This window comes from Ruegeria sp. BHSC223 (assembly GCF_059613025.1).
This window is the reverse complement of sequence record NZ_JBXWRR010000022.1, coordinates 20,210-41,256: the sequence shown is the minus strand read 5'-3', so window position 1 is coordinate 41,256 and position 21,047 is coordinate 20,210. Positions and strand designations below refer to the sequence as shown.

The 21,047-nt window shown below is 64.4% G+C and carries 22 protein-coding genes; 11 read left to right on the top strand and 11 right to left on the bottom strand.

The window, feature by feature from the left end; genetic code table 11:
• Positions 1-4: 4 nt before the first annotated feature.
• The 6 genes from AC2FNY_RS19565 to AC2FNY_RS19540 form a co-directional block, all read right to left on the bottom strand.
• Complete coding sequence (locus AC2FNY_RS19565) at positions 5-1,195, bottom strand: acyl-CoA dehydrogenase family protein (protein WP_234217131.1); 1,191 nt, start codon at positions 1,193-1,195, stop codon at positions 5-7.
• Positions 1,196-1,301: 106 nt separating this feature from the next.
• Positions 1,302-2,477, bottom strand: coding sequence for an acetyl-CoA C-acyltransferase (locus AC2FNY_RS19560; RefSeq protein WP_234171270.1), 1,176 nt, complete (start codon positions 2,475-2,477; stop codon positions 1,302-1,304).
• Positions 2,474-4,573: a 3-hydroxyacyl-CoA dehydrogenase NAD-binding domain-containing protein gene (locus tag AC2FNY_RS19555; protein WP_496803485.1), complete on the bottom strand. Its 2,100-nt coding sequence runs from the start codon at positions 4,571-4,573 to the stop codon at positions 2,474-2,476. The genes AC2FNY_RS19560 and AC2FNY_RS19555 overlap by 4 nt, the downstream gene beginning before the upstream one ends.
• Positions 4,574-4,714: 141 nt before the next feature.
• Positions 4,715-6,334, bottom strand: coding sequence for a tripartite tricarboxylate transporter permease (locus AC2FNY_RS19550; protein ID WP_496803484.1), 1,620 nt, complete (start codon positions 6,332-6,334; stop codon positions 4,715-4,717).
• Positions 6,334-6,864 carry a tripartite tricarboxylate transporter TctB family protein gene (locus AC2FNY_RS19545; protein WP_234140081.1) on the bottom strand — a complete coding sequence of 177 codons (531 nt, stop codon included), beginning with the start codon at positions 6,862-6,864 and terminating at the stop codon, positions 6,334-6,336. Before AC2FNY_RS19545 ends, AC2FNY_RS19550 begins: the two co-directional genes overlap by 1 nt.
• Before the next feature lie 57 nt (positions 6,865-6,921).
• Positions 6,922-7,866 carry a tripartite tricarboxylate transporter substrate binding protein gene (locus AC2FNY_RS19540; protein ID WP_496803483.1) on the bottom strand — a complete coding sequence of 315 codons (945 nt, stop codon included), beginning with the start codon at positions 7,864-7,866 and terminating at the stop codon, positions 6,922-6,924.
• A gap of 168 nt (positions 7,867-8,034) precedes the next feature.
• Between AC2FNY_RS19540 and AC2FNY_RS19535 the strand changes: the two genes are divergently transcribed.
• A complete protein-coding gene (locus AC2FNY_RS19535) occupies positions 8,035-8,808 on the top strand; it encodes an IclR family transcriptional regulator (RefSeq protein ID WP_496803482.1) in 774 nt (257 codons plus the stop codon).
• Between the two features lie 16 nt (positions 8,809-8,824).
• On the opposite strand, the gene AC2FNY_RS19530 is transcribed toward AC2FNY_RS19535, so the two are convergent.
• The 4 genes from AC2FNY_RS19530 to AC2FNY_RS19515 all read right to left on the bottom strand — a co-directional run bounded on the left by AC2FNY_RS19530 (position 8,825) and on the right by AC2FNY_RS19515 (position 12,616).
• Complete coding sequence (locus AC2FNY_RS19530; RefSeq protein WP_496803481.1) at positions 8,825-9,517, bottom strand: FkbM family methyltransferase; 693 nt, start codon at positions 9,515-9,517, stop codon at positions 8,825-8,827.
• A gap of 185 nt (positions 9,518-9,702) precedes the next feature.
• Positions 9,703-10,017 (bottom strand): 2Fe-2S iron-sulfur cluster-binding protein, encoded by a 315-nt coding sequence (locus AC2FNY_RS19525; protein ID WP_234143050.1) that lies wholly within the window; start codon positions 10,015-10,017, stop codon positions 9,703-9,705.
• Between the two features lie 10 nt (positions 10,018-10,027).
• The gene (locus AC2FNY_RS19520; protein WP_496803480.1) at positions 10,028-11,317 is read right to left on the bottom strand and encodes a type I glutamate--ammonia ligase; all 1,290 of its coding nucleotides are present in this window, start codon (positions 11,315-11,317) and stop codon (positions 10,028-10,030) included.
• 39 nt (positions 11,318-11,356) lie between these two features.
• Positions 11,357-12,616, bottom strand: coding sequence for a cytochrome P450 (locus AC2FNY_RS19515; RefSeq protein WP_496803479.1), 1,260 nt, complete (start codon positions 12,614-12,616; stop codon positions 11,357-11,359).
• A gap of 84 nt (positions 12,617-12,700) precedes the next feature.
• On the opposite strand from AC2FNY_RS19515, the gene AC2FNY_RS19510 reads away from it, so the two are divergent.
• On the top strand, positions 12,701-13,414 hold the full coding sequence (locus tag AC2FNY_RS19510; protein WP_234167311.1) for a type 1 glutamine amidotransferase: 714 nt from the start codon (positions 12,701-12,703) through the stop codon (positions 13,412-13,414).
• A gap of 81 nt (positions 13,415-13,495) precedes the next feature.
• Here AC2FNY_RS19510 and AC2FNY_RS19505 read toward each other — a convergent pair whose 3' ends face one another.
• Positions 13,496-14,146, bottom strand: a complete 651-nt coding sequence (locus tag AC2FNY_RS19505) for a GntR family transcriptional regulator (protein ID WP_234140089.1) — start codon at positions 14,144-14,146, stop codon at positions 13,496-13,498.
• A gap of 194 nt (positions 14,147-14,340) precedes the next feature.
• Between AC2FNY_RS19505 and AC2FNY_RS19500 the strand changes: the two genes are divergently transcribed.
• From AC2FNY_RS19500 to paaE, 9 genes are all read left to right on the top strand, one after another.
• Entirely contained in the window at positions 14,341-15,159 is an 819-nt protein-coding gene (locus AC2FNY_RS19500; protein WP_496803478.1) for a cyclase family protein, read from the top strand.
• 3 nt (positions 15,160-15,162) lie between these two features.
• Positions 15,163-15,558, top strand: coding sequence for a carboxymuconolactone decarboxylase family protein (locus AC2FNY_RS19495; RefSeq protein WP_234143045.1), 396 nt, complete (start codon positions 15,163-15,165; stop codon positions 15,556-15,558).
• A gap of 140 nt (positions 15,559-15,698) precedes the next feature.
• Positions 15,699-15,917 (top strand): DUF1127 domain-containing protein, encoded by a 219-nt coding sequence (locus tag AC2FNY_RS19490; protein WP_496803477.1) that lies wholly within the window; start codon positions 15,699-15,701, stop codon positions 15,915-15,917.
• Between the two features lie 221 nt (positions 15,918-16,138).
• Complete coding sequence (gene pcaF / locus AC2FNY_RS19485) at positions 16,139-17,341, top strand: 3-oxoadipyl-CoA thiolase (protein WP_496803491.1); 1,203 nt, start codon at positions 16,139-16,141, stop codon at positions 17,339-17,341.
• Positions 17,342-17,356: 15 nt separating this feature from the next.
• Entirely contained in the window at positions 17,357-18,349 is a 993-nt protein-coding gene (paaA, locus tag AC2FNY_RS19480) for a 1,2-phenylacetyl-CoA epoxidase subunit PaaA (RefSeq protein WP_234140093.1), read from the top strand.
• A 95-nt stretch (positions 18,350-18,444) separates the two neighbouring features.
• Entirely contained in the window at positions 18,445-18,729 is a 285-nt protein-coding gene (gene paaB / locus AC2FNY_RS19475; RefSeq protein WP_011046505.1) for a 1,2-phenylacetyl-CoA epoxidase subunit PaaB, read from the top strand.
• Positions 18,729-19,490, top strand: a complete 762-nt coding sequence (gene paaC / locus AC2FNY_RS19470) for a 1,2-phenylacetyl-CoA epoxidase subunit PaaC (protein WP_496803476.1) — start codon at positions 18,729-18,731, stop codon at positions 19,488-19,490. Before paaB ends, paaC begins: the two co-directional genes overlap by 1 nt.
• A gap of 4 nt (positions 19,491-19,494) precedes the next feature.
• Positions 19,495-19,956 carry a 1,2-phenylacetyl-CoA epoxidase subunit PaaD gene (gene paaD, locus AC2FNY_RS19465; protein ID WP_234177986.1) on the top strand — a complete coding sequence of 154 codons (462 nt, stop codon included), beginning with the start codon at positions 19,495-19,497 and terminating at the stop codon, positions 19,954-19,956.
• A 10-nt stretch (positions 19,957-19,966) separates the two neighbouring features.
• Positions 19,967-21,040 carry a 1,2-phenylacetyl-CoA epoxidase subunit PaaE gene (gene paaE / locus AC2FNY_RS19460; RefSeq protein ID WP_234182855.1) on the top strand — a complete coding sequence of 358 codons (1,074 nt, stop codon included), beginning with the start codon at positions 19,967-19,969 and terminating at the stop codon, positions 21,038-21,040.
• The last annotated feature ends 7 nt before the right edge of the window (positions 21,041-21,047 follow it).

Genomic DNA, 21,047 nt, shown 5'->3' with positions numbered 1-21,047 from the left:
TCCCTCAGCCCCCCATCTTGACCTTGGCGATGATCCCGCGCTGGATCTCGTTCGACCCGCCAAAGATCGACAGTTTGCGGTTGTTGAAATAATGCGCCGCCACCGGCCCGGCATAGTCGGGGCCAATGGGCGCATTGTCGCCCTCGACCGCTTCCGAGGCGAAGGGCATCGCATAGGGCCCCACCGCGCGGCGGGTCAGGTCGTTGATCTCTTGCCGGATGATGGTGCCCTTGACCTTGAGCATCGAGCTTTCGACGCCCGGCGCCTGGCCGCTGGCGGCCTGGCTGATGATGCGCATGTTGGTGGTGGCCATCGCCATCAGGTCGATCTCGATCTGGGCCAGACGGGCGGCGAAATGCGGGTTCTCGATCAGCGGACGACCGTTGGCCGTCTCGATCCGGGCGATGCGCTTGACCGCGTCCAGCCCCGCCTGGCTGAAACCCACGCCCGCGATATTGGTCCGTTCATGGGTCAGCAGGTACTTGGCATAGGTCCAGCCCTTGTTCTCCTCGCCCACCAGGTTCTCGACCGGCACCCGCACGTCGTCAAAGAACACCTCGTTCACCTCGGGCGTACCATCCAGCAGCACGATGGGGCGCACGGTGATGCCCGGCGTGGTCATGTCGATCAGCAGGAAACTGATGCCTTCCTGCTGCTTGGCCTCGGGGTCGGTGCGGACCAGGCAAAAGATCCAGTTGGCGTATTGGCCCAGCGTCGTCCATGTCTTCTGCCCGTTGACGACATAGTGGTCACCGTCCCGAACCGCGCGGGTCTTGAGCGAGGCCAGATCCGATCCCGCTCCGGGCTCGGAATAGCCCTGACACCACCAGTCCTCGCCCGACAGGATGCGCGGCAGGTAATGGTCCTGCTGTTCCTTGGTACCGAATTTCTGCAACACCGGCGCCAGCATCGACAGGCCAAAGGGCACGATGCGGGGCGCATAGGCGGCGGCGCATTCCTCTTCAAAGATATGCCGCTGCACCGCGTTCCACTCGGCCCCGCCAAATTCACGCGGCCAGTTATAGGCCAGCCATCCGCGCGCATTCAGCGTGGCATGCCATTTCTCATGGCCTTCCTTGCCCAGGCTGATGCCACGCCGCACCTTGTCGGACACCTCCGCCGGCAGGTTCTCGGCCAGAAAGGCGCGTACCTCGGCGCGAAACGCCTGTTCCTCGTCGCTGTAATTCAGGTCCATATCCGCTTTCCTCCCTTGCCGCCCGTTTCGGGCGGCTTTGCCCGACGCCCCGCGCCGGGCCGCGTCCGGGCGGGCCTCGATGGCCCGCGCGGACGCATTCCCCTGCTCAGAAGATCTCGAACAGCCCGGCCGCGCCCATGCCGCCGCCGATGCACATGCTGACCACGCCCAGCTTGGCGCCGCGCCGCTTGCCTTCCAGCATCAGATGCCCGGTCATCCGCGCGCCCGTCATGCCGAACGGGTGACCGATTGCGATCGAGCCGCCGTTCACGTTGTACTTCTCCGGGTCGATGCCCAGCTGGTCGCGGCTATAGAGGCACTGGCTGGCAAAGGCCTCGTTCAATTCCCACAGGTCGATATCGTCGACCTTCAGCCCATGCCGCTCCAGCAGGCGCGGCACCGCGAACACCGGCCCGATGCCCATCTCGTCCGGTTCGCAACCGGCGACACAGAACCCCTTGAACGCACCCAGCGGTTCCAGCCCGCGACGCTCGGCCTCTTTCGCCTCCATCAGCACCAGCGCCGCGGCACCGTCCGACAGTTGCGAGGCATTGCCGGCGGTCACGAAATTGCCCGCGCCCCGCACCGGCTCCAGCCCCGCCAGACCCTCCAGCGTGGTCGAGGGGCGGTTGCATTCGTCGCGGTCCACGGTGACCTCGTGCATCGAGATTTCGCCGCTTTCCTTGTCCTTCACCGCCATCTTGGTTTGCATCGGCACGATCTCGTCGGCGAACTTGCCCTCGGCCTGCGCCGCCGCGATGCGCTGCTGGCTGCGCAGCGAGTATTCGTCCTGATACTCGCGGCTGAGGCCATAGCGCTGCGCCACGATATCCGCCGTCTCGATCATCGCCATGTAGATGGCGGGCTTGTGCTCCTGGATCCAGGCCTCGGGCGCCGGGCGCGTCTTGGGCTGCACCATCGAGATGCTCTCGACCCCGCCTGCCACCATCGGACCCGACCCGCCCTCGGTGATCGCCTGCGCCGCCAGGGCCACGGTTTGCAGGCCAGACGAGCAGAACCGGTTCACCGTCATGCCCGATGCGGTGATCGGCAGGCCTGCGCGAATGGCGATCTGGCGGCCGATATTGCTTCCGGTCTCACCCTCGGGGAACCCGCAGCCGATGATGCAATCCTCAATCTCCGAGCCATCCAGCCCCGCGCGCGACACCGCCGCCTGAACCGCATGGCCACCCATGGTGGCCCCGTGGGTCACGTTGAACGACCCGCGAAAGGACTTCGCCAGCCCGGTCCGGGCGGTGGATACGATAACGGCTTGTTTCATGACACGGCTTCCTTGTTCAGATCGTCGAAAGAGCGGCCCTCGGCCACCAGTTTTTCCAAGAGCGGCGCGGGTTGCCAGAAATTGGCATCCTCCGCCGCCCAGCGTTTGATATCGGCCAGCAGTTCCGGCAGGCCCTGCATATCGGCCCATTTCAGCGGCCCGCCGCGATAGCGCGGAAAGCCGTAACCGTAGAGCAGGGTCACATCCACATCGAGCGGACGGCGCGCGATGCCCTCGCCCACCACCTTGGCCGCCTCGTTGACCATCGCCGCCATGTAGCGGCGCACGATCTCGTCCTTGCTGAACGTACGCGGGGTGATCCCCTGCGCGGCGCGCTCACCCTCGATCAGCGGCATCACCTCGGGGTTCGGCACGCGTGCCTTGGCACCGGCGGCATAGTCGTAATAGCCCTTGCCGGTCTTCTGGCCAAAATGACCCGCCTCGCACAGCTTGTCGGCATAGGCACTGTCACGGGCGCGCGGGTCCAGCCCCTCGGCCCGCTTGCGCTTGCGCACCGCCCAGCCGATATCCAGCCCGGCCAAATCGGCCACTGCGAACGGCCCCATTGCAAATCCGAACTCTTCCAGCGCTTCGTCGATCTCATAGGGCGATGCCCCGTCCAGGATCATGTGATCGGCGCAGGTACGATAGACCGACAGGATGCGGTTGCCGATGAACCCGTCACAGACCCCGGCCCGGACCGAGACCTTGCCCAGCCGCTTGCCCAGCGCAAAGCCGGTGGCCGCCACATCGGGCGCGGTCTGGTCGGCAATCACGACCTCCAAAAGCTTCATCACATGGGCGGGCGAGAAGAAATGCAGGCCCAGCACATCCTGCGGCCGGCTCGTCACAGCCGCGATCTGGTTGATATCGAGATACGAGGTGTTCGAAGCCAGCACCGCACCCGGCTTGCACACGGCGTCAAGCTTGGTGAACACCTGCTTCTTGACCTCCATGTCCTCGAACACCGCCTCGATCACCAGATCGGCCTCGGAAATGGCCGCGTAATCGGTGGCCAGCGTCAGCGCCTTGGTGGTCAGGTTGTCGAACTGCTGCGATGTCAGCTTGCCGCGTTTCAGCGCACCCGACAGATTGCCCTCGATCCGGCCTTTTGCGGCTTCGGCGGCCTCGGGCGTCATCTCCAGCATGGTGACACTCAACCCCGACAAAAGCGCGGCGGTGGCGATGCCCGCCCCCATGGTGCCGCCGCCGATGACGCCGATCGCGGCCAGCGGGCGCGGCGCCACACCTTCCAGTTCCGGCAGCTTACCCACCGCGCGGTCGGCGAAAAACGCATGGATCAGCCCCTCGCGCTGGTCCGAGTTCATGAGCTCCATGAATAACTCGCGCTCGCGCTTCAGCCCGGCGGCAAAGCTCTCGGCCTCGCACGCCGCCTGCACCGCCCGCACGGCAGTTGCGGGCGACAGCTGGCCCCGGCCCCTTTTCAGCACGGCGGCATAGACCGCGTCGAAATCGACCGGCGCGGGCGCGGGCATTTCACCGACCGGGCGGCGCGAGGCACCCTCGTCCAGCAGTTCGCGCAGGTAGCTTAGGCCGATCTCGCGCGGCTCACCCTCGGCGACGCGGTCGATCACCCCCAGGCGCAGCGCCTCGTCGGCGCGCACATGGCGACCGGTGGTGATCATATCGAGCGCCGCCTCGACCCCCGCCACTCGCGGCAGGCGCTGGGTGCCACCGGCGCCCGGCAGGATGCCCAGATGCACCTCGGGCAACCCGACCTTGGCTTGCGGCACCGCGATCCGGTAATGGGTGGACAGCGCCACCTCGAGCCCGCCGCCCAGCGCGGTGCCGTGCAGCGCCGATACGACAAGCAGCGGCGAGGCCTCGATCCGGTTGCACAGCTCGGGCAGGTGCGGTTCCTTGGGCGGCTTGCCGAATTCACGAATATCGGCCCCGGCAAAAAAGGTCCGCCCGGTGCCATAGATCAGTACCCCGCGCGCACCCTCGGCCTCGGCCCGGTCAAGCCCGTCGGCCAGCCCCTGACGCACCGCGTGGCCCAGCGCATTGACCGGCGGATTGTCGGCCGCCAGAATGACGATATCTCCAACGCGTTCGTATCCGATGGCCTCGGGCATGGGGCCTCTCCTCCCTGTTTCAATCTGCGAAATGGCGTTCCGCGCGCTGGCAGGGTGATCCGCCGCGCATCCGAGATCAAGGGGGAATGGCCAAAGCGACGTAGGGTCCGGTTGGAGTCCGCCCGGGCGCCGGGCGGCGGCCTAGAACAGGTCCTTGAGCGCGCGCAGCCGCTTGGCATGGCGGGCGCGCACCAGCTTGAACCGGTCCTTGACGAAGCGCCCGCGCCGCCGTCCCAGCATCTGGCCGAACCGGTGCCCCGATTTCAGCGCGCCCCGTTCGGCGGCCTTGATCTCGGCCCGTTCGCGCAGAACCCGGCGGAAATGGCCGATCAGCACCAGCACGATGGCAAGGAACAGCAGGAATGCGACCGGACGGTCGATGAAATCGAGCGGCTCCTTGACGCGGGCCATGCCAGCGCGCAGCTTCACCTCCATGATACCGCCCAGGACCATGCCCAGGATGATCGGCACCGAGGGCATCGACAGGCGTTTGAGGATATAGCCCAGCACCCCGAACAGCGCGGCCATCACGCAATCGGTGGCCGAATTGCGCAGCGAATAGACCCCGACAAAGCTGAGCGTCAGGATACAGACCCCCAGAAAGCGGTTGGGGATCCGGACCACCTGGATCAGCGACCGAGTGGCGAACAGCAGGAACACCAGAACCAGCACGTTGAGGATGAGGAGCGCGAGGTAGAGCGCCACCACGAAATCCATCTGGTTCTGGAACAGGCCCGGGCCGGGAACCACGTTATGCACGTAGAACACGCTCAGCATCATCGCGGTCAGCGCCTCGCCCGGAATGCCCAGTGCCAAGAGCGGCACCATGGCGGCGGCGGGCACCGCGTTGTTGGCGGTCTCGGCGGCGATCAGCCCTTCGGAAGAGCCATTGCCGAAATCCTGCGGCCGCTTCGACGAGCGTTGCGCATAGGTATAGGACATGAACTGCGCAGTGAACTCGCCGACGCCGGGGATCATCCCCATCACCACGCCGAAACTGGCCGATACCGTCGCCACGCGCGGGTGGCGCGCCAGCTCGCGCAGGCCCTGGAACATGCCGCCCCTCAGGCGGGTCATGCGAATTTTCTCGTCCTCCGAGGTGAGCAGGACAAAGGCCTGGCTGAGCGCGAACAGGCCCAGCACCACCACGATCAGGTTGATGCCCCCCGACAGGAACGGCTGGTCGAACGTATAGCGCGACGTGTATTTCACCGGCTCCAGCCCGATCGACTGGATGAAGATGCCAAAGGCCGCCAACGCGCCCGCGATCAGGGTCTGGCCGCGGTGGGCCACCACCATCAGGATGATGCCCAGCAGGGCGGCAAGAAAGATCTCGCGACTGCCGAAATAGGGCGCCACCCGCGCCAGTACCGGCGCGAACAGGATCAGGCAGATCACCGAGAAGATGCCGCCGAAGAAGCTGGCGGAATAGGCCAGGCTCAGCGCGCGGCGCGGCTCTCCCCGCGCGGTCATCGGATAGCCGTCATAGGTGGTCAGCGCATTCACCGCGGTGCCCGGCGTGTTGATCAGGATGGCGGGAATGGCGCCGCCATACATGGAACTGCCATAGATCCCCAACAGCACGGTCAGCCCCACGATCGGGTCCATCGAAAAGGTGGCCGGCAACAGGATGGCGATGGCCACGGCGGGGCCGACACCGGGAATGGCGCCGATCAGCACGCCGCCGACCGAGCCGGTCAGCAGCGCCAGCGCCACGTCCCAGCGCATCAGGATGTCGAGAGCGGAAAGAAGCAGGTCCATCAGAGATACAGGATAAAGAAGCTGCGCAACGCGCCGGGAAGGTATTCGTAGATCGCGCCGCCGGGGATCTTGACCCCCAACAGCCCCTTGAACAGAACCACCACCGCCACCGCGAACAGGATCGACAGGCCCAGCATCCGCCGGTCCCGATAGCCCATGCGCCAGGCCAGCAGCGGCACAAAGACCAGCGTCACCGGCAGATAGCCGATCAGCGGCACCAGCAGCACATAGGCCAGGAACCAGATCGCGAATTCCAGCACCTGCGCCCATTTGCGCAGCTCCCACCAGTCATAGCGGGTCGCCCGGCGCCAGGGCAGCAGATAGAGGTGAACCCCACCCAGCAGCACCATGCCGCCCAATCCAACGGCGGGCCAGAACCGGGGCTGGGCGAACAGCTTGGTCTTGGCGACCCAGCGGGTCTCGGTCCCGATCTGGCCGAGCAGCAGGATCGACACCGCGACAAAGAACAGGGCAAAGATCAGCTGGCCGCGCCGGGGACCGACAAAGCGGCGCTCGCGTTCAGTGGGCATGTGGCAGGGTTCCGGCAGAGAAAGAGGCCGGGGCGCATGGCCCCGGCCCGGTCAGGGTTATTCCAGCAGGCCGCCGATACGGGCCATGGTGGCGATGTCATTCTCGATGCGCGCGGTGCTTTCGGCCGCGTCCTGCCAATAGACCAGCGCGCCGGTCTCCTTGGCCACCGCCTGGGCGCGATCGCTCATCATCGATTCCTTGGCGACGGCAACGATCTTGTCGCGCACGTCCTGCGGCGTGTCCTTGGTCACGAAGAGGCCGTTCCACAGCGCGATGTTCAGATCGGCATCCAGCTCGCCGATGGCGGGCGCATCCGGCACCAGCGGGATACGCTCGTCGGTGATCGAGGTCAGCACCTTGACGCTGTCCAGACAGGGCAGGATCAGTTGCAGCGTGGTGTTGATTACATCCGCATCGCCCGAGGCAAGCGTGTTGCAGTCGAGCGCGTCAAAGGCCGCGTCCGATCCCCATTCGAAACCGGCATTCTTGGCGAACGCCTTCGTCACCTGAGTCGGGGTCAGAACGTCGCCAAAATGGCCCAGCGCCACGTCGTTGGATTTGGCGTATTCGGCCAGTTCCGCCATGCTGCTATAGGGCGCGTCGCCCGAGGTGGCGATGACAAAGGGATAGGTCAGGAAAATCCCCAGCGGGTCGAATTTCGCGGGCGTCAGCGGCGCGATGTCGATCTGGTGGCCCATCACCGGCACCCCGATCACGAAAGAGCCGATAGTATAGCCGTCGGCGGGCGCATTTGCGACCTCGATGGCACCCGGGAAGGGGCCACCTCCACCGCCGGGCTTGTTCACCACGGCTGCCGCGACACCGTATTTCTCCTGGAAATCATCGGCGATCATGCGGGTCAGCACGTCCTCCAGGTCGCCCGGCGGCCACGGCACGATGAAATTCACCGGCTTCTCGGGGTATTCGGCTGCGGCCATGCCTGCGCTCAGCGCAATCGCTGCGGTCGCAAGGGCGCCCGCGATCTTGGTCTTGATGGTCATGTTGTCCTCCCAGTTCGGTTTTCTTCCGCAAATCGGTTCATTATTTGAACCTGCGGTTTAATTACAGATTGACAGGCGAGACTACCATCTGTCAACTATTTCTGCCAAAAGGCGCCCTGAAATCGCGAAACGCCCCTGTTTCGCACAGATCGGTGACGGAAAGGCAGGATGGGAACGGTTTCCAAGGCATTGTCCCTGCTGGCATTGTTCAACCACGGGCGGCTCGAAATGGGCCTGAGCGAGCTGACGCGCCTTTCGGGCATGAACAAGGCAACGGTCTATCGGATGATGACCGAGCTTCAGGCGGCGGGATTCGTCGAACAGATGAACGGCGACCGGGCCTATCGGCTGGGTCCCGAGGTGCTGCGGCTGGCCGCTTTGCGCGAGGCAGCGGTGCCGCTGCTGTCGGTGTCGCGCGACGTGCTGCGGCGCCTGTGCGACGAGACCGGAGAGACCTCGCATATGTCGATCCAGCGCAATGGGCAGCTGACCACGCTGACCCATGCCTATAGCAGCCACCACGGCACCCGCGTGGCGATGGAGGATGCCGAGATACTGTCGCTGCATGCCACCGGGTCGGGCCTGGCCTTCCTCGCCTTCTCACCCGAAGAGGTGGTGGAACACGCTCTGTCTGCGCCGCTGGTCAAACACACGCCCCAGACCGAAACCGACCCCGAGCGCCTGCGCCAGGCGCTGGCCGAAGCACAGCGAAGCGGCGTTGCGGAATCGGTGGGCGGGTTCGAGGCGGATGTGCATTCCCACGCGGCGCCGATCTTTGGCGCCGATCAGCGCCCGATCGGGGCGCTGGCGGTGGCGGCGCCGGTCTCGCGGATGACGGTCGAGCTGAAATCCCGGGTACGCACCGCACTCAAGGCGGCCGCGCTTGACCTGACCCAGCGCACAGGCGGGTTCTGCCCGCCGGGCTATCCCGGCGGCAGTTAGGCCGCGCGGCCCCGGCTCAGGTCTCGGGGCGCAGACAGGTCCAGACCGTGCGGGTGGATTTCTCGTTCACCTTCTCGAACCCTGCCTGGGTCAGGATACTCTTGCATTCGCGCATGCCTGCGATCTCATAGGCCTCGGGGTGGAATTCCAGCACGATGGCACGGAACTGGCTTAGATCGGCATGGCGCAGCAGCTCCAGTTCGCCGCCCTCGATATCCATGATCAGAACGTTGGCGCCGGTTTCGGCGCAGACCTCGGCGAAATCGGCGGTGGGCACCTCGACCACGGTCGAGGGCCGCTCGGCCGGGTTGAGAAGCGACGAGCCGAGATAGCTGCTGCGGATGTGAAAGGGGATGGTTTCGGGCCGGTCCGGCGCGCTGATCAGGATCTGGTTGCGCAGACTGATCTTCTTGCCCAGCCGGTTGAGCGCATAAAGCGCCTCGATCTCTGGCACCAGTTCGGGGTTGGCCTCGAACGAGGTCACCGATTTCGGCTTGGCGTTCCTGGCCACCACCGCGCCGACGATGCCAAGCCCGGCGCCGATTTCCAGCACCACGTCCTTGGGGCCGATGACATGCAGCGCGCCCGCGATTTCCTGCCCCTCATAGCGGGCGGTGTTGATGCGTTCGATCCGGGTCTCGTTGAGAAACCGCGAGGCCGGGACCTTGACGCCCAGACACTCGGCGGCGACGGAATTCGTTTCGGGCACTGCCTTGCCTCACCTTATGCTTGTCTTGCGCGCATCCTGTGTTTCAAGGGGCGAAAAGGCAAGCCTTATGCGGTGTTCGCCTTGGAAAATGAGGCGTCTGCCGCTGGTTTGGGATGCCTCCGGCGGGAGTATTTTCAGCAAAGTGAAAGGGGCAGAGCCGTGCGCTGAACAGGTGTCGGCAGTTGTCAGGCCTCGGGCACGTGCAAAACCAGCCCGTCGAGATCTGGATGCGCCTCGATCTGGCAACTGAGGCGGCTTCGCGGCTGACGCTCGGCGGCGGTGATGTCGAGCATGGCGTCCTCGAACTCACCGGGTGCGCCGGTCCGGTCGGCCCAGTCCGGATCCACCACCACGTGGCAGGTGGCACAGCTGAGACAGCCGCCGCATTCGCCGATCACGCCGGGAACGTTGTTGGCCTGCGCCGCCTCCATCAGCGACAGGCCAGGGGCGACCTCGGCCGCAATCTCGCGGCCGTCGGCCAGTTTCCAGATCACGCGCATGGCAAGCTCCTCAGATGAAGTAGACATAGAAATCGCGCAGCGCATCGCCTTCGAGATCGCGGGTCTTGCGCACTTCCTTGGCCTTCATGAACACATGGTTGGCGACCAGCTCGGCGCCCACCGCCTGGGCCAGCACGGTGTCACGCTCCAGATCGCGCACCGCTCCGGCCAGGTCGATGGCGGTGCCCTCCTTGGCATCGGTACTGTCGAACCCGTCGCCGGTCTCCATCGGCGGCAGCGCATGACCGTTCTCGACCCCCAGCCTTGCCGCCTGCAACACGGCGGCAACGGCGGTATGGGGGTTCGATGAGGCATCGGCCATCCGGTGTTCCAGCCGCGCCTTGGCGCCGCCTTCGGAGCTGATGCGGGTGGTGACGTTGCGGTGATCGCCGCCCCAGTTCTGCCAGTACCCCGACAGCGAACCCGGTTGCAGCCGCATGTAGGAATTGGCGGTGGGCGCAATCAGCCCCGCCAGCCCCTTGTGGTGGTGCAAGAGCCCCGCCAGGCACCCACGCGCCAGATCGTTCATATGCTCGGGCCCGCCGCGCGGGCCGGAGGACAGCGCATTGGCGCCGGTCGCATCCTGGAAGGAGAAGTTGATATGCATGCCAGAGCCGCCCGCCTCGGCGATCGGTTTCGGCATGAAGGTCAGCACGATGCCGTATTCCAGCGCGATCTCGCGCGCCATCAGGCGGAACAGCACGATATCGTCCACCGCCTTGAGCGCATCGTCAAAGGTCAGCGTGTATTCGAACTGCGGGCTGTCGAACTCGGCGGTGATCATGTCGAGGGAGAAACCCATCTCCTCGGCCATCGCCCAGATCCGGTCGTTGAACCGCAGCGGATCGGCAAAGGGACCGGTGCCATAGACCACGCCGCCCGGCGCGTCATAGGGCACCAGCCGCCCATTGTCGTCGGCCTGAAGCGCGAAACATTCCAGTTCGATCCCAACCTTGGGGCTGAGACCATGCGCCTGCCAATCGGCCACCGCCCGTTTCAGCGCGCCGCGCGGGCAGAGCGGCAGCGGCTGGTCCTGGTCGTCATAGAGATCGCCCAGAACCACCTTGGTGCCGGTGTGCCAGCTGTCGCGGATATCGTCATGGACCCATTTCAGTTCCATATCCGGCAGGCCCTGCTTCATCATCGCGCCGGGCGCATCCAGCAGGTCGCGGTCGTAATGCACACCAAAGGTCGAGCGGCAGAACCGGGTGGAACTGTCGGCGATCTTGGAGTTGGGCAGGTATTTGCCCCGCATCACGCTGAGATGGTCGCAGAACATCGCGCGCAATCTGTCTTTCATGTCGGGGCTCCTCCCTGTTGAGCCTGTTCTGATGCCGGGTCAGGCGCGGCGGACGCTGACCGGCAGTTCCTTGATCCCGCCCACGAAATTCGAGCGCAGGAACTTGTGCGGCCCAGCCGGTTCGATCGAGCTTAACCGCTTGGCCAGCTCCTGGAACAGCACTTTGACCTCGAGCCGGGCCAGCCACATGCCCAGGCAGACATGCGGTCCACCCTGGCCGAAACTCAGATGCCGGTTCGGGTTGCGGTAGAGATCGACCCGGAACGGGTCGTCGAACACCGTCTCGTCGCGATTGGCCGAGGACCACCAGTACAGCACCTTGTCGCCTGCCCGGATCGTCTTGCCATGCATCTCGTGATCCTGAAGCGCGGTACGCCGGAAATAGAGCGCGGGCGTCGCCCAGCGGATGATCTCGTCCGGCGCGGTCTCCCAGATGTCGCCGCCCGCCTGCATCTGTTCCAGCAGCTCGGGCTGGTGGCACATGGCCTGGATCCCGGCGGCGATGGAATAGCGCGTGGTGTCGTTGCCTGCCGCCACCACGAGGCAAAAGAAGTTGCGGAACTCGGTATCGCTGATGACCGAGCCGTCCTTGGACGGTTGCAGGATCATGTGCAGCACGCCCGAGGTATCGCCGGCCTTCTCCTTCTGCTCCATCAGGTCCTTGGCATAGAGGTACAGCTCGGCCCCAGCGGGCGAGTTGAAGGGCATCATCCGATATTCGTCGGTGTCGAGCTTGTCGAGCACATGGGTGGTGAAATCGGGATCGGTATTGGCGATCAGCGCGTCGCCCTTTTCCACCAGCCAGGGCAGATCGGCATCGGGCAGGCCGACGATGCGGCCCAGCATGCGCATCGGCAGCTGGCGCGCGATTTCCTTGGTGGCGTCGAACGTGCCCTTGTCCAGCACCTCGTCCAGGATATCGACGCAGATCGCCCGGATGTCGTCCTCATACTGCGCCATGGTGGTGCGCGAGAACGCCTTCATCAGCTTCATCCGGGTCTGGCTGTGCTCGGGCGGGTCGGTCTCCTGAAAGGTGCGGCGCGCCAGGTATTCTTCATAGCTCTGATCCTCCATCCGGATGCCGCGGGCCGAGGAAAACACCGCGGTGTTCTTGTTCATCTCGGCAATGTCGGCATGGCGGGTGACCGACCAGAAATCCTGCCCATCGGCATATTCGGTCCAGTGCAGCGGATCCTCGCGACGCAGCCGGGCAAAGGTGTTGTGCGGCGCGCCTCCGGCAAAAGCGTCATGGCTGGTCAGATCGGCATGGCCGTCATCGGTGGGGGTCCAGACCGTCATGTTTTTCACCTTCCCTCATGTCGCGAACATATGTATATTATAAGAGGTCCTAAATATGTAAACGAAAATCTCTTGGGGAAAATCATGCACTTGGCGATCCTGATGACAAATACGGACGAAAGCGATTTCGCCCAACGCCACCCCAAGGACGAGCAGAAATTCGCAGAGCTGATCCAGATGGCGCGCCCCGACTGGACCACCACGGCCTATGTGGTCAAGGACGGGCAGTTTCCGGAAACGCTTGACGGGGTCGACGGGGCGATGATCACCGGCAGCCCCGCCTCGGTATTGGACGACGCGCCCTGGATCGCGCGGCTGCTGGACCTGATCCGGGACATGCACGCGCGCCGCCTGCCGGTCTTTGGCGCCTGCTTCGGCCATCAGGCCATCGCGCTGGCTTTGGGGGGCAGCATCGGGCGCAATCCCGGTGGCTGGGTGCATGGGCTGACCCGCAACCGGATACTGGAGCGCCCAGACTGGACGCGCGACCTGCCGGACGAGGTCAGGCTTTATGGATCTCACATGGAGCAGGTGACCGCCTTGCCACAGGGCGCACGCGTGATTGCCGAAGGGCCGGATTGCCCGGTCACCGGCTTCGTGCTTGGCCAGCATATCTATACCACCCAGCATCACCCAGAGATGACCCATGATTTCGTCGAGGCGCTGACCGAGGAAATGGCCGAGGAGCTGGGAGAAGAGATCTGTGCCCGCGCCCTGGCCTCGCTTGCCCACCCCTCGGATATGGACGCCTTTGCCGAAAGCATCGCGCGCTTCTTCGAACAGGCGCGCCCCGAATAGGGCACACCAGCCCTGCTGCTTCTTTCTGGTCAAAAATACTCAAATCCCGCCCCCTCGGCCGCCGCAACGGCCAGGACAGGCTCACCCCAGCGCGGCCAGCAGGTCCATCACCGTCACCTGATCGAACTGCACATGGCGGATCATCGCCGCCTCGGCCTCTTCGCGCCGCCGGTCAAAGATCAGCGTGGCGATTTCGCGGTGCTCCCGCGCCGAGGCCGGGATTGACCCCGGATAGCTGTAACGCGCCCGGTAATAGGCCAACAGCTTGCGGGCATGGGTCTTGATCATCTCGACCAGATAGGGGTTGCCCGCGCCCAGCGCGACGGTCTCGTGAAACTTCAGGTTCAACCGGTAATAGCCGAACGGATCCCCGTCGCCCTTGTCGCGGGCATGGGCCTCGCAGGCGGCCACCACCGCCTCCAGTTCGGCCGCCTGCGCGGCGTTCATGCGCCGTGCGGCAAGCCCTGCCGCCTGCCCCTCCAAGCGGGCGTGAACCTCCAGAATGGCCAGGAACTCTTCCAAGGTCGGCTTGAACACGACCGCGCCCTTGCGCGGCAGCCGGCGGATCAGACCTTGGGTTTCCAGCTGGATCAGCGCCTCGCGCACCGGGGTGCGCGACACGCCATGCCGCTCGGTCAGCGCGGCCTCCTCCAGCAGATCGCCAGGCCCCAGGCGGCCATGCTCGATATCTTCGAGCACCCCATTCAAAACCTGTTCGGTCTGTCCCGCCATCGTCTTCACCTTGCTTGGATGTGCCAACCCTAGGACCGGCGCGCGCAGGGTGCAACGCGGGGGCGCACACAAACGTGACCGTCAGCGCGGCCAGTACCAAAGACTTGACCCGAAACCGAAGTAACTGTGCTAGGCTGCCCCTTGGTTACAGGGCGCAGCAGACGCCGGATCACCACCAGACAGGGAGACCACATATGTGTGATATTTGCGTAATGAATGCAGTGAAAGACCGGATGCTGAGCCGCCGCGACCTGTTCCGCTCGGGCGCGGCGGTTGCCGCAGGGGCGGCGCTTGGCACCGTGGCGGCACCCCCGGCCATGGCGGCCGGCATCGGCGAAGTGACGGATATGACTCATGTCTATGACGCCGATTTCCCCACCTATTTCGGGGCACCCGGCGTTGAGGCCACGCAGAACTTCAATTTCAAGGAACACGGCTTCAACCTGTTCACGCTCACGCTGAACGAACATACCGGCACCCATGTGGACGCACCGTTGCATTTCTCGGCCGATGGCCAGTCGGTTGACGAGATTCCCGTTGGCAACCTGATCTGCCCGCTCTGCGTGGTGCATATCCATGAAAAGGCGGCAGCGGATGCCGATGCGCAGGTCACCCCCGATGACCTCAAGGCCTGGATCAGCGCCCATGGCCCGATCCCCGACGGCGCCTGTGTGGCGATGCACTCGGGATGGGGCGGCAAGACAGGCGGGCCCGGCTTCCGCAACGCCGACAGCGAAGGCAAGATGCATTTCCCCGGCTTCCATGTCGAGGCGGCGCAGATGCTGATCGAGGAAACCGGTGCCGTGGCCTTGGCTGTGGACACGCTGTCGCTCGATCACGGCCCCTCGGCCGATTTCGCCACCCACTACGCCTGGCTGCCCACCAACCGCTATGGGATCGAGAACCTCGCCAATCTCGACAAGGTACCCGCCAGCGGCGCCACCCTGATCGTCGGCGCCCCCAATCATCGCGGCGGCTCGGGTGGCCCTGCCCGCATCTTTGCCATGGTCTGAACCATGGCAACTGTCCCTCTGCTGAGTGACGAGGAGGCCAGCGCCGAGGCGCTGGCCGTCTTCGACGACATCCGCGCCACCCGCGGCACCGACTACGTCAACAATTTCTGGCGGGCCCTGGCGCATGACCCGGCGTTGTTGCGCGCCACATGGGAACGTCTGAAGGTGGTTATGGGCCCCGGCGCGCTGGACCCGCTTGTCAAGGAAATGATCTATGTCGCCGTCTCGACCGCCAATGGCTGTGAATACTGCGTGCATTCCCATACTGCGGCGGCGCGGGCCAAGGGCATGACGCCTGCGCAACATAGCGAGATGTTGGCCGTGATCGGCATGGCAATGCAGACCAACGGCATCGTAACGGGATTGCAGGTGCCTGTGGACGATCTCTTCAAGGCCTGAGCGCCGCGTCGAAAAGAAGGGTTTTCGCCGCAGATTTGCGCGCGATGCACGTCAGCTATGCCTTCCGCGACATGGCACATCCGGACCGAGCAGCCTATACAGTTGGGCAATTCGGATGACCCAAAGATCAGGATCGCGCCATGGCCCAGTCGACCCTCCACCTCCGCTCGCTTGCGACCCTGCCCTACGTGCTGGGCGATATCTTGGCAGGCATCTTCGACGCTCTGGTCCGCATCGGCGAGGCAAACGCCCGGATCCGCCGTATCAATGCCCTGTCCGCCCTGACCGATACGGAGTTGGCCGCACGCGGCTTGCGGCGGGCGGACATTATCCGATGGGTGATGAGCGACCGCGTCTGACCCCGGACAAGAGCACCAAATTTTCAACGAAAATTTGACCAGAAAATTCGACGAATTTTCTGGTCCGACCTGTTTCGCGGTTTCGCGCCAGCAAACATGTTACCGAATTTCAATTCATGACTTGTCTCTGTTACATTTAACTTGCCGCGAATCGTTTTCCATCATATTACCCGACCAAGCGGTCACCTAATGGTGGCGGAGGAGACGGAGAGAACATGACCATGGACGCATTCATCTGCGACGCGCAGCGCACCCCGATCGGACGCTATGGTGGCGCACTGAGCCAGGTCCGCACTGACGATCTGGCCGCCGTGCCGCTGGCCGCTCTGGTCGCGCGCAACCCGCAGGTCGACTGGGCCAGCCTTGACGATGTGATCTATGGCGATGCCAACCAGGCCGGTGAAAGCAACCGCAACGTTGCCCGTATGGCCGCTCTGCTGGCCGGGCTGCCGGTCGATGTGCCGGGCACCACGGTGAACCGCCTCTGCGCCAGCGGCATGGATGCGGTCGGCATGGCCGCCCGCGCCATCAAGGCCGGCGATTATGACATGGCCATTGCAGGCGGTGTCGAGAGTATGAGCAGGGCGCCCTTCGTGATGCCCAAGGCCACCAGCGCCTTTACCCGCGCCAACGCGGTCTATGACACCACCATCGGCTGGCGCTTCGTCAACAAGAAGATGCACCAGATGTACGGCACCGACTCGATGCCGCAGACCGCCGACAACGTGGCCGAGGACTACGACATCTCGCGCGCCGATCAGGACGCATTCGCCGCGCGCAGCCAGGCCCGCTGGGCGGCTGCCCATGCGGCTGGCGTCTTTGGCGACGAGATTACCCCCGTGACCATCCCCCAGCGCAAGGGCGACGCCATCGTGGTGGATACCGACGAACACCCCCGCCCCGGCACCAGCGCCGAGCAGCTGGGCAAGCTCAAGGGCGTGAACGGCCCCGACAAGAGCGTGACCGCAGGCAATGCCTCGGGTGTCAATGACGGCGCCGCCGCGATCCTGATGACCAACGAAGCCAGCGCCGCCAAAAACGGCCTGACCCCGATCGCCCGCGTGGTGGGCATGTCTGTCGCAGGTGTCGAGCCGCGCGTGATGGGCATCGGCCCGGTTCCCGCCAGCCGCAAGGTACTTGCACGCGCGGGGCTCACCATCGAGCAGATGGATGTGATAGAGTTGAACGAAGCCTTCGCTTCGCAGGGTCTGGCGACTCTGCGGGCGCTGGGGGTTGCCGACGATGCGCCGCATGTGAACCCCAATGGCGGCGCCATCGCCATCGGCCACCCGCTGGGCATGTCGGGCGCGCGTCTGGTGATGACCGCGGCCTATCAGTTGAAACGCACCGGCGGGCGCTATGCGCTCTGCACCATGTGCGTCGGAGTTGGTCAGGGCGCTGCCCTGATCCTGGAACGTGTGTAAGGGAGGAGAGCCCGAATGTATGCGCAGATGATCAAGACCGCCAGCGATGGCATTAAATCCCGCGATGAGATGTCCGACGAGGAACGCACGTTCCAGGACAAGATCGACGCGGATATCAAGATCGAACCCAAGGACTGGATGCCAGAGGATTATCGCCGCACATTGATCCGCCAGATCGGCCAGCACGCCCATTCCGAGGTCGTGGGCCAGCTGCCCGAAGGCAACTGGATCACCCGTGCGCCGACGCTGGAACGCAAGGCGATCCTGCTGGCCAAGGTGCAGGACGAGGCAGGCCACGGACTGTACCTCTACTCTGCCGCCGAGACCCTGGGTGTCAGCCGCGATGAACTGGTCGAGATGCTGCTGTCGGGCAAGATGAAATACTCTTCGATCTTCAACTACCCGACCCTCAACTGGGCCGATATCGGCGCGGTCGGCTGGCTGGTCGATGGGGCGGCAATCATCAACCAGGTGGCGTTGCAGCGCACCTCTTACGGCCCCTACAGCCGCGCGATGATCCGCATCTGCAAGGAAGAGAGCTTTCATGCCCGCCAAGGGTATCACGCGATCATGGCGATGGCGTTTGGTACGCCGGAGCAGAAGAAGATGGCACAGGACGCGGTCAACCGGCTGTGGTTCCCGGCGCTGATGATGTTCGGCCCCTCGGACAAGGACTCGGTCCATTCGGAACAGTCGATGGCCTGGAAGATCAAGATCAAGACCAACGACGAGCTTCGCCAGCAATTCGTGGACCAGACGGTGCCGCAGATCCTGTATCTGGGCCTCGATCTGCCCGACCCGAATATCCAGTGGAACGAGGAACGTGGCCATTACGATTTCTCGGACCCGGACTGGTCGGAATTCTTCAACGTGATCAAGGGCAACGGCCCCTGCAACACCGACCGCCTGGCAGCCCGCCGCAAGGCCTGGGACGACGGCCAATGGGTGCGCGACGGTTTGCTGGCCCATTCCCGCAAGAAAGCGGCCGCCCGGATGGCGGCCGAGTAAGACCGAAGACACAAAACGCAAAGCATCGCAGCGCGCGGCTCCGGGGTATTGCCACCGGGTTCTTGCCCCGCGCCCAGTCAGGAGGAGATCGACTGATGAAAAACGAATGGCCCCTGTGGGAAATCTTTATCCGCGGCCAGCACGGCATGAGCCACCGCCATGTGGGCAGCCTGCACGCCCCCGACGCGGCAATGGCGATCAAGAACGCCCGCGACGTCTATACCCGCCGCAACGAAGGCGTCAGCATCTGGGTGGTCGAGGCACAGCATGTCGCCGCCAGTTCGCCCAGCGACAAGGGCCCGCTCTACGAGCCCAGCGAAAGCAAGGTCTATCGTCACCCGACCTTCTTCGACATTCCCGAAGAAGTGGGGGCCATGTAATGACCCGCGACGACGCATTCCTGCAATTCCTGCTGCGGATGGGGGACAATACCCTGGTCCTTGGCCACCGGGTCAGCGAATGGTGCGGTCACGCACCGGTGCTGGAAGAAGATATCGCGCTGGCCAATACCGCGCTGGACCTGATCGGCCAGACGCAGATGTGGCTGGCCCTCGCAGGCGAGGTACAGGGCGACGGCAAGAGCGCCGACGATCTGGCCTTTCTGCGCGACGCCTGGGATTTCCGCAACGCGCTGCTGGTCGAGGTGCCCAACGGCGATTTTGGCCGCACCCTGATGCGCCAGTTCCTGTTCGACAGCTGGCACAAGCTGATGCTTGAGCGGCTCAAGGGCTCTTCGGACGAGCGCGTCGCCGCCGTCGCCGAAAAGGCGGTGAAAGAGGTCACCTATCACGTCGAGCGGTCGCGCGACACGGTGATCGGCCTGGGCGACGGCACCGAGGAAAGCCACGCGCGCATGCAAGAGGCGCTGGATTACCTCTGGCCTTACGTGGGCGAGCTGTTCACCGGCGACGCGGTGGATGCCGAGATGGTCGCGGCAGGCATTGCCCCCGATCCGGCCAGCCTGCGCGCCGATTACGACGCGATCCTGGCCGAGGTCATGGCCGAGGCGACGCTGAGCATCCCGAAATCGGGTTTCGCCCACAAGGGCGGCCGCGACGGACGCATGCATACCGAGCATCTGGGCCATCTCCTGACCAGCATGCAATGGCTGCAACGCGCCTATCCCGGCGCACGCTGGTAAGCCCATGGACCAGCCGTCGGAACAGCAGGTCTGGGATTGGCTCGACACCGTTCCAGACCCCGAGATCCCCGTGATCTCGGTTGTCGATCTGGGCATCGTGCGCGATGTCGCCTGGGAGGGGGAGACACTGACCGTGACCGTCACCCCCACTTATTCGGGCTGCCCCGCAACCGCGATCATCTCGATGGATATCGAGACCGCGCTGCGCAACCGGGGGGTCCGGGATATCCGGGTCAAGACCCAGATATCGCCCGCCTGGACCACCGACTGGCTTAGCGACAAGGGCAAGGTGAAGCTGGAGGAATACGGCATCGCCCCGCCCCGCCCTGCCGGCGGCCCCGAACGCTGTCCGCGCTGCGGCAGCAAGGCGGTCGAAAAGGTGAGCCAGTTCGGCTCGACCCCGTGCAAGGCCCATTGGCGCTGTACCGACTGCCTGGAACCCTTCGACTATTTCAAATGTATCTGAGGAGGACCGGATGGCACGCTTTCACGATCTGGAAGTCACCGACATCCACAAGACGATCCGCGACGCTGTCGTGGTCACGCTGAAACCCGTCAACGGCGCGGCCAGCGAGTTTGATTTCACCCAAGGCCAATACCTGACCTTTCGCCGCGAATTCGAGGGCGAAGAGCTGCGCCGGTCCTACTCGATCTGTTCGGGCAAGGATGACGGCGTGCTCCAGATCGGGATCAAGCGCGTCGATGGCGGCGCCTTCTCGACTTGGGCCAACGAAGAGTTGAAGGTGGGCGACACAGTTCAGGCGATGCCGCCGATGGGGGGCTTTCACACCCCGCTCGATCCCGGCGCCGAGAAACAGTATCTGGGCTTTGCCGGTGGCTCGGGCATCACCCCGGTGCTGTCGATCATCAAGACCACGCTGGCGCGCGAGCCCCGGTCGGAGTTCACCTTGGTCTATGCCAACAAGGGCGTGAACACGATCATGTTCCGCGAGGAGCTGGAGGATCTGAAGAACCTCTACATGGGCCGGTTCAACGTGCTGCATATCCTGGAGACGGATGCGCAGGAGATCGAGCTGTTCACCGGCCTGGTGACCGAAGAGAAATGCGGCCAGCTGTTCGAACACTGGATCGATATCCAGCATGTCGACACCGCGTTTATCTGCGGACCTGAGCCGATGATGCTGGGCATCGCCGCCGCGTTGCGCGCGCACGGGCTGAGCGATGCGCAGATCAAGTTCGAGCTGTTCGCCAGCGCCCAGCCCGGCCGGGCCAAGCGCAAGGCGGTCTCGGCCGAGGCGGCCAAGGGGGGCAACCAGACGCGTGCCGCCGTCACGCTGGACGGTTCGACCCAGAGTTTCGACATGCCCAAGGACCTGTCGATCCTGGATGCGGCCCTGCAAAACAGCCTGGATGCGCCTTATGCCTGCAAGGCAGGAGTTTGTTCAACATGTCGCTGTAGGGTGCTGGAAGGCGAGGTCGAAATGGTCGCCAACCACGCGCTTGAGGATTACGAGGTCGAGAAGGGCTATGTGCTCAGCTGTCAGGCCTATCCGCTGACCGACAATGTCGTTGTCGACTACGACCAGTGAGGAGAGA